General features: G+C 45.6%; 18 protein-coding genes. 12 read left to right on the forward strand and 6 right to left on the reverse strand.

Going from position 1 to position 12,704, the window contains the following annotated elements; genetic code table 11:
* Nucleotides 1–31: 31 nt before the first annotated feature.
* From FN782_RS05745 to FN782_RS05750, 3 genes are all read right to left on the reverse strand, one after another.
* Nucleotides 32–466: an OsmC family protein gene (locus FN782_RS05745; protein ID WP_142504833.1), complete on the reverse strand. Its 435-nt coding sequence runs from the start codon at nucleotides 464–466 to the stop codon at nucleotides 32–34.
* 22 nt (nucleotides 467–488) lie between these two features.
* Nucleotides 489–638, reverse strand: a complete 150-nt coding sequence (locus tag FN782_RS16695) for a hypothetical protein (protein ID WP_185956072.1) — start codon at nucleotides 636–638, stop codon at nucleotides 489–491.
* Nucleotides 639–781: 143 nt separating this feature from the next.
* A complete protein-coding gene (locus FN782_RS05750) occupies nucleotides 782–2,389 on the reverse strand; it encodes an alkaline phosphatase family protein (RefSeq protein WP_246064860.1) in 1,608 nt (535 codons plus the stop codon).
* Nucleotides 2,390–2,615: 226 nt separating this feature from the next.
* Between FN782_RS05750 and FN782_RS05755 the strand changes: the two genes are divergently transcribed.
* The 4 genes from FN782_RS05755 (at nucleotide 2,616) to FN782_RS05770 (ending at nucleotide 5,298) form a co-directional block, all read left to right on the forward strand.
* Entirely contained in the window at nucleotides 2,616–3,473 is an 858-nt protein-coding gene (locus FN782_RS05755) for a cytochrome c oxidase assembly protein (RefSeq protein ID WP_142504834.1), read from the forward strand.
* A 122-nt stretch (nucleotides 3,474–3,595) separates the two neighbouring features.
* On the forward strand, nucleotides 3,596–4,177 hold the full coding sequence (locus FN782_RS05760) for a DeoR family transcriptional regulator (protein WP_142504835.1): 582 nt from the start codon (nucleotides 3,596–3,598) through the stop codon (nucleotides 4,175–4,177).
* Nucleotides 4,178–4,194: 17 nt separating this feature from the next.
* Complete coding sequence (locus FN782_RS05765; RefSeq protein WP_185956073.1) at nucleotides 4,195–4,656, forward strand: FixH family protein; 462 nt, start codon at nucleotides 4,195–4,197, stop codon at nucleotides 4,654–4,656.
* A 42-nt stretch (nucleotides 4,657–4,698) separates the two neighbouring features.
* Entirely contained in the window at nucleotides 4,699–5,298 is a 600-nt protein-coding gene (locus tag FN782_RS05770; RefSeq protein ID WP_142505069.1) for an SCO family protein, read from the forward strand.
* An 89-nt stretch (nucleotides 5,299–5,387) separates the two neighbouring features.
* Here the strand turns inward: FN782_RS05770 and FN782_RS05775 are convergent, their stop codons facing one another.
* A complete protein-coding gene (locus FN782_RS05775; RefSeq protein WP_142504837.1) occupies nucleotides 5,388–5,933 on the reverse strand; it encodes a methyltransferase family protein in 546 nt (181 codons plus the stop codon).
* Between the two features lie 258 nt (nucleotides 5,934–6,191).
* Between FN782_RS05775 and FN782_RS05780 the strand changes: the two genes are divergently transcribed.
* The 7 genes from FN782_RS05780 to kynB all read left to right on the forward strand — a co-directional run bounded on the left by FN782_RS05780 (nucleotide 6,192) and on the right by kynB (nucleotide 10,916).
* The gene (locus FN782_RS05780; RefSeq protein WP_142505070.1) at nucleotides 6,192–6,587 is read left to right on the forward strand and encodes a PaaI family thioesterase; all 396 of its coding nucleotides are present in this window, start codon (nucleotides 6,192–6,194) and stop codon (nucleotides 6,585–6,587) included.
* Nucleotides 6,571–7,476 carry a SagB/ThcOx family dehydrogenase gene (locus FN782_RS05785; RefSeq protein WP_142504838.1) on the forward strand — a complete coding sequence of 302 codons (906 nt, stop codon included), beginning with the start codon at nucleotides 6,571–6,573 and terminating at the stop codon, nucleotides 7,474–7,476. The genes FN782_RS05780 and FN782_RS05785 overlap by 17 nt, the downstream gene beginning before the upstream one ends.
* A 49-nt stretch (nucleotides 7,477–7,525) precedes the next feature.
* Nucleotides 7,526–7,828, forward strand: coding sequence for a hypothetical protein (locus tag FN782_RS05790; RefSeq protein WP_142504839.1), 303 nt, complete (start codon nucleotides 7,526–7,528; stop codon nucleotides 7,826–7,828).
* Nucleotides 7,829–7,898: 70 nt separating this feature from the next.
* Nucleotides 7,899–8,069: a hypothetical protein gene (locus tag FN782_RS16700; protein WP_185956074.1), complete on the forward strand. Its 171-nt coding sequence runs from the start codon at nucleotides 7,899–7,901 to the stop codon at nucleotides 8,067–8,069.
* Nucleotides 8,070–8,163: 94 nt separating this feature from the next.
* Nucleotides 8,164–9,000, forward strand: coding sequence for a tryptophan 2,3-dioxygenase (gene kynA / locus FN782_RS05795; protein WP_142504840.1), 837 nt, complete (start codon nucleotides 8,164–8,166; stop codon nucleotides 8,998–9,000).
* A 24-nt stretch (nucleotides 9,001–9,024) separates the two neighbouring features.
* Nucleotides 9,025–10,296, forward strand: coding sequence for a kynureninase (gene kynU, locus FN782_RS05800; RefSeq protein WP_142505071.1), 1,272 nt, complete (start codon nucleotides 9,025–9,027; stop codon nucleotides 10,294–10,296).
* Nucleotides 10,293–10,916: an arylformamidase gene (gene kynB / locus FN782_RS05805; protein ID WP_142504841.1), complete on the forward strand. Its 624-nt coding sequence runs from the start codon at nucleotides 10,293–10,295 to the stop codon at nucleotides 10,914–10,916. The genes kynU and kynB overlap by 4 nt, the downstream gene beginning before the upstream one ends.
* Before the next feature lie 40 nt (nucleotides 10,917–10,956).
* Here kynB and FN782_RS05810 read toward each other — a convergent pair whose 3' ends face one another.
* Nucleotides 10,957–11,376 carry a hypothetical protein gene (locus FN782_RS05810; RefSeq protein WP_142504842.1) on the reverse strand — a complete coding sequence of 140 codons (420 nt, stop codon included), beginning with the start codon at nucleotides 11,374–11,376 and terminating at the stop codon, nucleotides 10,957–10,959.
* Between the two features lie 239 nt (nucleotides 11,377–11,615).
* The gene (locus FN782_RS05815; RefSeq protein ID WP_185956075.1) at nucleotides 11,616–12,086 is read right to left on the reverse strand and encodes a cupredoxin domain-containing protein; all 471 of its coding nucleotides are present in this window, start codon (nucleotides 12,084–12,086) and stop codon (nucleotides 11,616–11,618) included.
* A 283-nt stretch (nucleotides 12,087–12,369) separates the two neighbouring features.
* Here FN782_RS05815 and FN782_RS16705 point away from each other — a divergent pair, with 283 nt between their 5' ends.
* Complete coding sequence (locus FN782_RS16705) at nucleotides 12,370–12,510, forward strand: hypothetical protein (protein WP_185956076.1); 141 nt, start codon at nucleotides 12,370–12,372, stop codon at nucleotides 12,508–12,510.
* Nucleotides 12,511–12,704 lie beyond the last annotated feature (194 nt).

Raw genomic sequence — 12,704 nt, forward strand, 5'->3', positions numbered from 1 at the left:
GGTCCGCTTCAGTCGACCCTTTTTTATGTGTTTACTTTTGAATGGATAGGGTTGGAACACCGCGAAGTGTATCTTTTACTGGGCATATTCGTTCCGCATGCTTAATCAATTCTTCAATTTGGTGGGAGGGAGAGGGAGAGTCAATTTCGATCCGATATCGAATTTGTTGAAATCCGGGGCGAACGTTAGGGTCTTTTTCCATAAAACCATCCAAATCCAAATCCCCTTCTACGTGGACAGAAATACCGTTTAGTATGACGTTATGTTGATCCGCCAGCATTACAACGATCACATTGATGCAACCACCAAGTGAAGCAAGGATATATTCCACTGGGTTGGGAGCTTGATCGGTTCCACCGAGGGATTCCGGTTCATCGATGGTTACAACTTTATCTCCGATATGGGCAGTCGATAGAACTCCTTGTCCTGACCAATTCACATCCGATGTAAATGTAACCTGAGCCATTATTTTCACCCCATTTATCGTATTAAAAAGAGTTTAATCCATTTATTCCGATTTGACAAGTAGGAATATCAGCCGTAAATAAAGCTACCAACAGGTAGCGAAGTGATGAAGGGGAGATTTCCGTTTCCGCATCTCTTTTCTCCAGCAAAGAAGTGGAATGAGTTCGCTTCACCCCCTCCGATCCCAACCAGCGGACAAAATATCCGCTAAACGGTTGGGACCGAAAGCGAGTCCGCTGGGTCGTCGGAAAAGGATGCTCACCGCAAATCCCCCTCTTATTATCTTTGTCAGCAGTCTCGCTACCAACAGGCAGCCTTATCGTTTGGATTCAGTGGTCGGTGAATCAAATAAAGACAGAATCCATGGTTTCATGTCCACCAATCGCCAGTGAGCAGGCCGTTGATCCGTTCCGGTGATGATCATGGGAGCAACGGAATCGATTTGATGAAGCGATCCGTGCCCTGCCCCGCCTTTATGAGTGGGAGAGTGGACATCGGCCAGTTCATATCCCGGTCGAGCCGTAATGATGAGGTAACGGCCGGAGTGAGAATGAAACGAAGTCCAAAGGCGGATGAGAGCATCTGGGTAATCTCCATAGCTGATCTGTTTTTTATCTGCTTTTACCGTGAGATCCAGCGCTTTTAAATCCCCTTTCATGTCCCATTTTTGATGATATGAATCCTCAAATTCCTGACCGGGTCGAAACTGCATTTCTGTATTTTTTTCGGCGTTGAACACTTGAATCCATCCGTTTTCGTTTTTCCAGGCCAGAATGTCGACCCGATCGTCTTTCTTTAACTGATCAGCCAGCTTGTTTAACGAAATCTCCTGTTTGAGGGCATAGACAAAGGCGGAGCGTTCATTGACGGCAAGGGCCACTTCTGTCTTTTCACTGGGCTGTTGGCCCGGCTTCAATACCTGATAATTATTCAGAAGTTGATCCAATTGCACAACCGGGTTTTGATTGGAAGGCACGATGGAGGTTTGCCCTCCATCTCCACATACCACCCAGGTGACGTGCTGAATCGCCTCATTCCAACTGCCAAAGGAATCTAGGAGTTCCGCAATTTCCCGATCCAGTTTTTGTACTGCTTTTTTCTCTTGTGGACCGGGACCTTTTTTGTGAAGCGGTTTGTCCAGATCAGGAAGGTAGACAAAAAGAAAATCGGGAAGGAGATCATTTTTGATCAGATATTTGGTAGCCTCAACAGAATAGGCATCTTTAAACCCAAACTCCTTGGTAAGACCGTCCGGGAGGGAAACCTTTCCCTGGAGAGGATTGGCGAACATCCCAAGTGCGAAGAAATCGGGAGCTTTTACGTTCACCTGATCAGGTAGGGACAATGGCTTGGCAACCCAGGAAGGAAAGGCCAGTTTATGGTCGTTGGAACCGCGGTAAATGAGACCGTTGATGGAACCGGTCCGTATTCCTCGCTCTTCCAGGGCTTCAAAAATAGTTTGGATCTCTTGGTTTAGATGTTTGTGGTTCAGGTTTTGCACCATATCCTCAGCAGCCTGTGTCAGACCGTCACGCAGGATTTCATTCAGTCCTGTTCCATAATTGACAATCCGCTGTTCCTGGTTATCAAACCAAATCAATCCGGGAATATGATGTCTGTCAGGATGCGCACCCGTAATCAGTGTACTGTCAACGGTGACTGACATGGTGGGGAAGGAACTGATCACCTCCTTTTGATAGTGACCATGGCTGATCAAAAAGGAAAATGCAGGAAGGTCCCCGCTTTTTATGCCTTGGTCAATGGCTTGAGACATCAAGGAGTCTGCCATGATCCAGATTACCTTGCGTCGATGATCCGGGTTGGAATGAAGTTTAGAAAAATCTTGTTCCTGTTGTTTGGGTTTGGACGAGAGAATGAAAAAAACCGTGATCGATAAGAAGATGAACATCAGAATCCACCGCATTTCCTTCACATCCTTGACAAAAAAGCCTTTATATCCAGATAATGTCTTTAATCGCGGGTGCTTTTATTCACTTTTTCCCACATTTTTAAATTTGACGTTCAAGGAAAGGGATTGCTTTCAACAATTTTTCATATCTCCTCGGCCCCTTTCCACGTAAGAAGAGATAAACTGGAAGATAATAAGGAGATGTGACTTCCTGTTATCACTTATCAAAGGAGGGACTGATATGGATACCATCATTGAGATGTTTTTGTACCCTTCAAACTGGAATATTGAACTGAACCTCTTGGTTTTATTGATTGCTTGTGCATATTTGGCTGTGGTTTCTCCTTTTCGGAGGCGGTTTAAAGAGGGTCAACCTGTTCCGGTCCGGCAAATATCGATGTTTCTGACAGCGCTTATGATTTATTATTTTGCCCTGGGAAGCCCATTGGATGCGATTGGACATGAACTGTTCAGCATGCATATGTTGCAAATGACCTTGTTGTATATTGTGATGCCTCCCATCTTGTTGGCGGGACTACCCAGTTGGATGGTTCGTCCATTTGTAAACTGGAAGCCTGTTCGCGCTTTGATTCAATTTTTAATCCGGCCGTTTATTTCCATGTTTTTGTTTAATGGTATGCTTTCTCTGTATCACCTTCCCTGGGTGTTTAACCAAATCATGGAAAGCGATCTGTTACATGTTGTAACCCATGTTCTGTTAATGGTTACAGCTTTGTCGATGTGGTGGAGCATCATTTGTCCAGTACCAGAAATGAACCGTTTGAGCGAATTGAAAAAGATGGGGTTTCTTTATGCGAACGGAATGCTTCTTACACCCGTTTGTGCCCTAGTCATTTTTGCAAATGAGCCAATGTATGCCCTGTTTATGGAGACTTCCGAGCTCTTTCCGGTGATGACACCGTTGAATGATCAACAAACAGGCGGCGTAATTATGAAGATTGTTCAGGAAATTGTTTATATCGCAGTGATTGGTTATATCTTTTTCCATTGGGTTCGAAAAGAACGGGAAAAAGACCGGGCGGAAACAGAAGGGGAATCTTCCGCAGAGACGATCTATCCTGCTCCAGATTCTGTGTGAATATGACATCAAACTTTCACATCATTACATGGTCAAAGAATTGAATATCCCAGATTATTTATTTAAACTGTTAAAAGAATATGTTGTTTGTTGTTATAACTTTAACATGAAGGGGTGGATCAATGCTCCCTACAGAGCGGCGTGAACAGATCCGTCGATTGGTAAAAAAGCGCCGGAATGTCAAGATATCTGAACTGAGTCAGGAATTGCAAGTCTCTGAGATGACGATCTATCGGGATTTAAAACCGATGCTGGAAGAAGGGTGGATGAAGAAGACTTACGGCGGAGTCACTTTGGTGCAAGAACCGGAAACCTCTCCTGTTTTGGGATGTATCTGTTGTGGTCGCCAACCGGACCCAAGATTGACGTATCGGCTTGTCCTGATGGACCAGCGAATTGAAACCGCTTGTTGCAGTCACTGTGGACTGCTTCGCCACCAACAGATACAGGATGAAGTGATTCAGGCCATTTGCCAGGATTTTTTCACCAATACAACGGTAAGTGCCATGCAAGCTTGGTATGTGATGGAAACGGAGGTGGACCTCCGCTGTTGCCAGCCGCAAGTATTATCGTTTGAACAAAAACATACAGCGGAAAAATTTGTCCGGGGGTTTGGTGGGATCGTTCTTTCATTCGCGGAAGCCATGACAGAAGTGTATCGGAAGATGAAACAGGACAGTTGCAGTTGTCATGACTCTTTTTAAAACAGGAGTGGATGCTGATGAGCGGAAAACGGTGGATGATCGGGATGTTGTCATTGGTGTTGATGGTTGCTTTGAGTGCTTGTGGCGGTACAGAGGAGTCGACTGAGAAAAAGGACGAGAAGGCTCACAAGGAAGAGAAAAAACATGATATGCATGATTCTGAAGAAGTAAAGGATGTACCCAAGGTGGAAATGACCTTTCCCGAAGAGGTGAAATCGGGAGAAAACATCCGGATTCAGGTGAAAATTATGCAGGAAGATCAACCTGTAAACGATGCGGATGATGTGCAGTTTGAAATCTGGGAAAAGGGTGCGAATAAGGAAGATCATGAAAAAATAGTCGCCAAACGGACTGGAGAAGGGGTTTACAGTATTGAAAAAGCGTTTGAAAAAGCTGGTGATTACAAAGTGATGTATCATGTGACTGCACGGGGAAGTCATGTGATGAAACCGGCCGAAACACTCACCGTTCAGCAGTAATACAGGGATGGAGGTGAGATTGTGAAAAAAAATGCGGTTTGGATGCTTCTTCTTTTAAGTATATTGGTGTTGGCTGGATGTGGAGTCGCCGATGAGACTGGAGAGAAAAAAGAGGAGAAGACGGAGTCTTCCCAAAAAACGGCTCTGAATTGGCCGGTGGAGGATTTCCGGTATACGGACCATGAAGGGAACAAATTTGGCTTGTCTGATCTAAAGGGTAAGATATGGATCGCAGATTTTATTTTTACAAACTGCAATACCATCTGTCCCCCGATGACAGCCAATATGGAAAAGGTCCAAAGTGAATTAAAGGAATCAGGCTTGGATGTCCAATTTGTTTCTTTCAGTATTGACCCGGAACGGGATACGCCTGAAGTGCTGACAAAATTTGCAAAGCAGCATCATGCCAACTTGTCCAATTGGCACTTCTTGACCGGGTATCCCTTTGACGATATTCAGGATTTGGCGGAATCCTCTTTTAGGATGAAAATCCAAAAAGATCCGGATTCCGATCAGGTTATTCATGGGTCGAGCTTTTATCTGATTGATTCTTCCGGAAAAGTGGTTTATCAGTATAACGGGATGAAACCGGATGTTCAGGAGATCATTCAGGATGTACAGTCGCTTCAAAAAGAAGGTTAATCATACAAAATCCCCTTTAAGCAGTCAGGCTCCAGAAGAGCATGATGTTTACTTAAAGGGGGTTTTTTGTCTGTGGACTCGTTCATATGTCAATACAAAAAAGGTATCAGTTTCCATGTGCGTAATTTGTAGTTTAAGTAAGCGGAACCAAAGCATGCGGTCAGCGCGTCCTCTTCCACCCGGATTCGGTAGGAGTAGGCAACAAAAAAACAGAGAATGTTGACAACGATCGCCAACCACGAAGCGGTGCTCAGTGCAAACCCCAAAAATGTTCCCAATGTCCCAAGGTATCCGGGATGGCGAATGTAACGGTAACAGCCTGTCACCACCAGTTGATGCTGTTTTTGGATTCCGATATTTCGACTGAAAAAGCGACCAAGCGTTTGCATGGCTGTAGCTCGGATCAAGACACCCACAACACCGAATGCCATTCCGATGAAAAAAAGCGGATGGGAATGATGATTGTTCATCGGTTTATAAAAGAATATCATCGTTGGAAGAAGGATCATAAACCCTTGTGCTACAGCTAGAGTGATGGTGGAGCTTCGGTTCTTCCTTTGTTCCTCAAGGGGTTTTTTTCGTATCGTTTCCAGCAGAAAATAGAGTATCACTGGAATATAGGCCAACCATACCATTAAGATCCCGTCCTCTTGATCAGATAGGATACGTTATGAAGCGGAGAGGATGGGAGAAACGGCTATTGACTTTATGACGGTATTTTCTCAAAAATTCCGCTTTTATTGAGGGAAGGGAAACAGAATTTCATTGTTGAATAACTAAATGGGCTATTTTAAAGTTTGCAAGAAAGCTTTCATTGTTTGCATACTAATTTGGCGGCTCATTGGAATGGAGGTTTTTTGGTGAACTCAGAATTATCTTTTGATCATACGGTAATGGAGCAGTTGGGAATCGAGTCTGTGAAGCTTAGTCCCGAAGCTGTGATATTGAAGATGCCTGTGGATTCACGTCATCATCAGCCCTATGGGATTCTTCACGGTGGAGTTTCTGTGGTTTTGGCAGAGTCGGCCGCCAGTTTGGGTGCTTGGCTTCATTGCAACCCGGAAAAGGAGTATCCCGTCGGTTTGGAAATCAATGCGAATCATATTCGTTCCAAACGAAGTGGGGTTGTGACAGCTGTGGCGAAGCCGCTTCATAAAGGGCGCACCACCATGGTTTGGGAGATTCAAATACAGGATGAAAAGGAAAAGCTGATCTGCGTTTCACGCTGTACGATCGCGATTTTATCCCATCAAACAAAAGGTACGGATCAACATGAGACAAAGGGATAGAGAGCGGTATCTTTTGAAACCGGGTGTTCAGGTCTTGGATCAGTCCGATTCCTGGATCTTTCGTTTGGGTCAGACGGAGGTCACCATCCCCAGGGAAGAGCTGGGTCCGTGGGAGCCAATGGATGATAGAGTGGGAGAAATCCTAGAGCTTCCCCGGTCTTCATTTGTGGATCGTTTGGTGGATAGCGGAATGCTGGTTTCTGCGGAGGGAAATATGGAGACTTGGGTTCATGAAGCTTCCTCTTGGCCGCCTGTTACCCGACAGTCGGGCTCTTTGTCAAAAGAGGTGAAAGGGTCCGCCAAAAGAATTCCCTTGGAGTTTCAAGCATTGCCGGATATATCTCTGGCATCTGCGTTAGCTTCCCGAAGATCGCCCAAGGCTTTGAAAGCCGGAGGGGATATTTCTGTCGGGGAATTGGGGACGTTTTTAAAGTGGACAGTGGGAAAACACCCTGGAAGGGAGAAACGGAAGTATCCATCGGCAGGGTCTCTTTACCCCAATCACGTTCACCTTTCAGTTCGCCAAGTCAATGGTTTGTCTCCCGGTCTGTATGTGTATTCCAGTATGGACCACACACTGGTCCGTCAGGAAGGAAGCAGTGATGTGGAATCAGCTCTGGTACAATCCGAGCTGGATTTTCATTTTTGTATATTGATCTCATCCGATTTACATGTGGCAACACAAGGCTTTGGCTTTCGGGGCTACCGATTCTGTTTGATGGAAGCGGGACATATGGTGCAAAATCTGCAGTTGGTGGCGCAGGCAATGGATTGGGAGGCCGTTCCTGTCGGAGGGTTTCGGGATCATCAAGCTGCTGAAGCGCTTGGTAGGGATAAAGAGGTGCTTACACCTTTGTACCTGGTACCTGTTGGTACCCTTGGTGAATAAATGCTGTTGTTGAAACCTTGTCAGTTAAGGAGAGAGGATGACTTACATCATGGCTTTTTACTTAAAATGCGGAGACGTTCTGTTGGGGACGTTATATCCCGATGATACGGATTTTCCTTGGATTTATTGTCAATTTGAACCAACTGAGCATTTTGAGGAAGTAAAACCGCTATTTGATCAGGTGTGCAAGTTAACGGAAAAAGATTATGAAGATGCACCGGATGACTGGGAAACAGCAGGAAGACTGTTGGATGAAATCCATGCAAAGTGTCAATTGATCGACGACCATGGACATCAGGCACTTATCGGTCAAATTTCTGGGAATGAGGCTTCTCTAAGATTATACACATGAGAGTAATGAAGGGAACGTTTAGTTCCCTTTGAGACTGCTGACAAAAATAATAAGAAGAAGGGGATATCCGGTGGAGCATCCTTTTCCGACAACTCAGCGGAACCCCTGGAGGTCCCAACCGTTTAGCGGATATTTTGTCCGCTGGTTGGGACCGGAGGGGGTGAAGCGGACTCCTTCCTCTTCTTTGCTGGAGGAAAGAGATGCGGAGACGGAAATCCCCTCTCCCCCTACTTTGTCATAAACCTCGAAGGGAACGTTCAGTTCTCTTTCTTTTTTGGGTGCGAAATGAAACGCTTTCATGTATCCTAAAACAAAGAGAAAAAAGGGGGAGGCAGATGGAAAAGGAAAGCAAACATCTAGAGCAGGGAATCCATCAGGATTTCAGTGAGGAAATGACTTATGGGGACTATCTTCAGTTGGATCAGATCCTAAATAGCCAGAAACCATTGTCGGGACATCATGATGAATGGCTTTTTATTATTATTCATCAGACCAGCGAGTTGTGGATGAAGCTGATTCTTCACGAATTGAACGCGGCAATTGCCAGTATTCAGGAGGGCGACCTGGAGCCGGCGTTTAAGATGTTGGCCAGGGTGGCGCGCATTCAGGAGCAATTGATTCAGTCCTGGGATGTCTTGTCTACGTTAACGCCTGCGGAATATATGCAGTTCAGGGATCAGTTGGGGCATGCCTCAGGGTTTCAGTCTTACCAAAACCGTCTGATTGAATATGCGTTGGGATATAAAAATCATCATGTGCTGTCCGTCCATAAACATCGTCCCGACTTATACGAACAACTGGAAAAAGCGCTTTACTCACCAAGTATTTATGACGTTTCCATTCAAGCCCTCGCGGACCGGGGGCTTCCAGTGGACTCTTCCCGGTTGAAGCGGGATTGGTCGCAAAATTACCAATCGCATCCCAGTGTGGAAGAAGCCTGGCTCAGGGTGTACCGGGATGTGGAGCAATATTGGGATTTATATGAGCTAGCAGAGAAGCTGGTTGATGTTGAAGATAAACAACAACAGTGGCGTTACAATCATATGAAGACGGTGGAACGGATTATCGGATATAAATCGGGAACCGGCGGCTCTTCTGGGGTAAGTTATTTGAAACGTGTGATCGATCATCGTTTTTTTCCAGAACTATGGAGCTTAAGGACAAAGTTATAGTAACGGAGGGAGGTTTCTGTGAACATGGTAACGTTGCGGGAAACTGCAGAGAAAATGGATAAGGAAGATGACTTGGCGCGATTTCGGGACGAATTTTATATCCAAGAGGGAAAGATTTATCTGGATGGAAACTCTTTGGGATTGATGTCCAAGCGGGCGGAAAAAAGTTTGCTGGAAGTGGTAAACAGTTGGCGGGACTTTGGAATCGATGGCTGGATGTCAGGGAAATATCCCTGGTTCCATCTTTCCGAAAAACTGGGGGAGCAAAGTGCCCCACTGGTGGGAGCAGAAGCAGGTGAAGTGATTGTTACCGGTTCTACTACCATGAACCTGCATCAGCTTCTGAGCACCTTTTATCGGCCGGAAGGGAAAAGAACAAAAATCCTGGCGGATAAACTGACGTTTCCTTCTGATATCTATGCGATGCAAAGCCAGCTTCAGTTGCGAGGGTTAAATCCCGATGAGCATTTGATCCGTGTGGGAAGCCGGGATGGATGGACGCTGGAAGAGGATGATATCATGGAAGCGATGACGGATGAAGTGGCGATCATGGTATTGCCTTCTGTTCTCTACCGCAGCGGACAGATTCTGGATATGGAGAAATTGACGAAAACAGCCAAAAAGCGAGGAATTTTAGTAGGTTTTGATCTATGCCATTCGATCGGAGCCATTCCCCATCAATTACACACATGGGAAGTCGATTTTGCCTTCTGGTGCAACTATAAATATATGAACAGTGGTCCTGGTGGCGTAGGCGGTTTGTTTGTCCATCAGAAGCATTTTGGACGGGTTCCGGGGTTGGCTGGTTGGTTCAGTTCTGATAAAAGCGTCCAGTTTGATATGGAGCATCAGTTGACTCCTGCAAAGGATGCCGGAGCTTATCAAGTAGGTACCCCTCATATTTTGAGTTTGGCGCCCTTGATCGGATCATTGGAGATATTTACTGAAGCGGGTATCGAACGGATTCGGGAGAAATCCCTGAAACAAACCGCTTATCTGATGGAGTTGGTGACGCAGGAGTTGGAAGGGATGGGCTTTTCCTTTGCCAATCCTGTGGAGAACCGACGGCGCGGAGGACATGTTTGTCTGGTTCACGAAGAGGCCGTCCGCATTTGCAAATCTTTAAAGGAAAAAGGGGTTGTGCCGGACTATCGCGCTCCGAATGCCATTCGGCTTGCTCCGGTTGCTTTGTATACGAGCTACTCGGAGATATGGGAAGCCGTCCAAATTCTAAAAGAGATTATGGAAAAGAAAGACTATGAACGACATGAGAAAAAGAGGGAGGTCGTGGCGTGACTCGCTGGATTGACATCTCACAACCTCTGGATGAGAATGTTCCGGTCTGGCCGGGAGATACTCCCTTTTCTTACCGGTTGACCTGGACCAAAGAGGATACAGGCTCGGTCAATGTGGGGCAGCTTACAATGAGCACACATACCGGGACCCATATTGATGCGCCGTTTCACTTCGATTCCAGTGGAAAAAAGGTGATCGACCTTTCGCCGGATTTGTATTTGGGTCCGGTTCGGGTCGTATATCTCAAACATCCTCAAACGATTGGTCCCGAAGAACTGAAAGGAGAAAATCTGGAAGGAGTCTCCCGCCTCTTGATCCGAACGGATACTTGGTTGGATCGGTCTTCTTTTCCTGCCGCTATTCCTCCTGTGCATCCAACATTGGCCCCGTTTTTGGCGGAGAGGGGAATCCGCCTGCTGGGTCTGGATCTTCCGTCGGTAGACCCATTGGACAGCAAAGAGCTTCCTGCACACCATGCTTTGACGTCCCATGGTGTGCATATTCTGGAGGGGGCGGTTTTGTACCGTGTGGAAGCAGGAGACTATGAAATGGTTGCACTGCCATTACCCTTGACTGAAGCGGATGGAAGCCCGGTTCGTGCGATGTTGCGGCCGATCTGAAAAACCTGCCGACGAATGGTCGGCAGGTTTTTGATGTCGATCACGATTGTTTAATATACTCCGGGTATTCTTTGAGAAACGTTCGAACCACATCTTCATATTCCTGATCAGGGATATCGTTTAGATCTCCGTCTTCCAAATAGAAAAAGTAGGGATTTCCGTCCGGTTGTTCCCGTCTGTAATACATGCCTACCAGTTTATTGTGGAAAACAAAGGTGGCTCCCAGTACAACAGAGAAGATTTCTTCTTCAGCTTCCAGTTGGCAAAAGAAGAACGGTTCAACCTGAGCCAGAACGGTCTCCGCATAGGTGTCACCAGGCTCGGTCAGGATCATCGCCTCTCCTTCATCTTCAACAATATACAGTTGTTTTTTTCTTTCTTTTGACCAGATGAGAAGCAGGTGCTTTACATTTTCATGAATAAAGACATATTGATGAGGAGTTGAAAAACGGATATTCAAATGGATGCCTCCAATTTTTTATCATAAGTACACTTTACCAGTCCCATGATACAGAAAAAATGTTTCTCCTTCCACCTTCTATATGAAAAGAGAAACATTTTATTGAGACTGCTGACAAAAGTAATAAGAGGGGATATCCGGTGGAGCATCCTTTTCCGACGACCCAGCGGAACCGCTTTTGATCCCAACCGTCTAGCGGATATTTTGTCTCGCTGGTTGGGGCCGTAGGAAGTCACTGATTATTCTTTTTCAAGGACTGTGATATAAGCAACCATGGGACCGCTGGCATCCACCGAGTGATGGTTGTGACAAAGCAACTTATAGGTTCCCGGTCGATCCGCTGTAAAGCGGACTTTTGCCTGTTCTCCCTTTTTCAAGGTTCCCTGGATTCCGAATTCTTTCAGCGAATAATGGTGTTCCTTTCCATTGAGGCCGTGCAATATTAGATTGACCCGGTCGCCTTCCTGAACAACCAGGGTTCCAGGATTCCAACGGTAGACCTCCACTTCTTTCCCATGATGTTTTGCCTTGTATTCGGTCGTTACCAAATGAAATGTTTTTTCCATCTGGGTTTCATTGGATGAGACTTCTTCCACTTCTTCAATTACGGTTTTTCCGCCGAACCAAGGGATGGGAAGCAAGGCCGTGGTAGCGATCAGGACAAGAGCAAAGGCGATACTTAAATACAACCATTGTCGTGAAGTAATCATCATTACGCCTCCTTCAATCCGGTTTATTCTTCCGGTATTGACAGAAATAACCCATTTTAATCCTGTTTTTCCAATATTTATATAAAAACAGTTGAAATCAAATATGAAGCTTGTTTGAAAAGACGTGTTGGTTTTTGCTTGTGTTGACTGCCAAGTATTTTCCACGCAAAAAAAGCATGCTATACTGAACAGGAGTAATGTTATTACAGAGGATGATTTTTAACATCTGTGAAATCAGGGCTTAAGGATCTTTCCTTCGGGTCCAAGTGCAGGAGGGTAAAAGATGAGTTCCCAGACAGATTCCAATAACCATCGTGAAGAAGAAAACGATTTTTTGGATATGGTGAAAGGGACCATGATATTTACTGGTTTGTTTATGGGGATTGCGCTTGTGGGTGCAATCTTGGCTGAGGTCTTAAAATGAATGCTGAAGAGGGCTGGATGTGACAGCCCTCTGTTTTTGGTGTCGTCCTGTAAGTCCAATCCATCCATGGTTCAGTGCAACAATCTGGATTTTCTACATAAACTGCGGAGCGGGCTTGGAGGAGACAGTTGTCTGTTGAATGAGATGGTAAGGTTGGCAGAGGCCTGATGATTGCGCTATACTTTCAGAGGATG

The sequence above is a fragment of the Melghirimyces algeriensis genome, from assembly GCF_900182565.1.
Classification (GTDB): domain Bacteria; phylum Bacillota; class Bacilli; order Thermoactinomycetales; family DSM-45169; genus Melghirimyces; species Melghirimyces algeriensis.

Coding starts and splice junctions, on each gene's coding strand:
- FN782_RS05745 (WP_142504833.1), bottom strand. CDS start 466: ATGGCTCAGGTTACATTTACATCGGATGTGAATTGGTCAGGACAAGGA.
- FN782_RS05750 (WP_246064860.1), bottom strand. CDS start 2,389: ATGCGGTGGATTCTGATGTTCATCTTCTTATCGATCACGGTTTTTTTC.
- FN782_RS05755 (WP_142504834.1), top strand. CDS start 2,616: ATGGATACCATCATTGAGATGTTTTTGTACCCTTCAAACTGGAATATT.
- FN782_RS05760 (WP_142504835.1), top strand. CDS start 3,596: ATGCTCCCTACAGAGCGGCGTGAACAGATCCGTCGATTGGTAAAAAAG.
- FN782_RS05765 (WP_185956073.1), top strand. CDS start 4,195: ATGAGCGGAAAACGGTGGATGATCGGGATGTTGTCATTGGTGTTGATG.
- FN782_RS05770 (WP_142505069.1), top strand. CDS start 4,699: ATGCTTCTTCTTTTAAGTATATTGGTGTTGGCTGGATGTGGAGTCGCC.
- FN782_RS05775 (WP_142504837.1), bottom strand. CDS start 5,933: ATGGTATGGTTGGCCTATATTCCAGTGATACTCTATTTTCTGCTGGAA.
- FN782_RS05780 (WP_142505070.1), top strand. CDS start 6,192: ATGGAGCAGTTGGGAATCGAGTCTGTGAAGCTTAGTCCCGAAGCTGTG.
- FN782_RS05785 (WP_142504838.1), top strand. CDS start 6,571: ATGAGACAAAGGGATAGAGAGCGGTATCTTTTGAAACCGGGTGTTCAG.
- FN782_RS05790 (WP_142504839.1), top strand. CDS start 7,526: ATGGCTTTTTACTTAAAATGCGGAGACGTTCTGTTGGGGACGTTATAT.
- kynA (WP_142504840.1), top strand. CDS start 8,164: ATGGAAAAGGAAAGCAAACATCTAGAGCAGGGAATCCATCAGGATTTC.
- kynU (WP_142505071.1), top strand. CDS start 9,025: ATGGTAACGTTGCGGGAAACTGCAGAGAAAATGGATAAGGAAGATGAC.
- FN782_RS05815 (WP_185956075.1), bottom strand. CDS start 12,086: ATGATTACTTCACGACAATGGTTGTATTTAAGTATCGCCTTTGCTCTT.
- FN782_RS16705 (WP_185956076.1), top strand. CDS start 12,370: ATGAGTTCCCAGACAGATTCCAATAACCATCGTGAAGAAGAAAACGAT.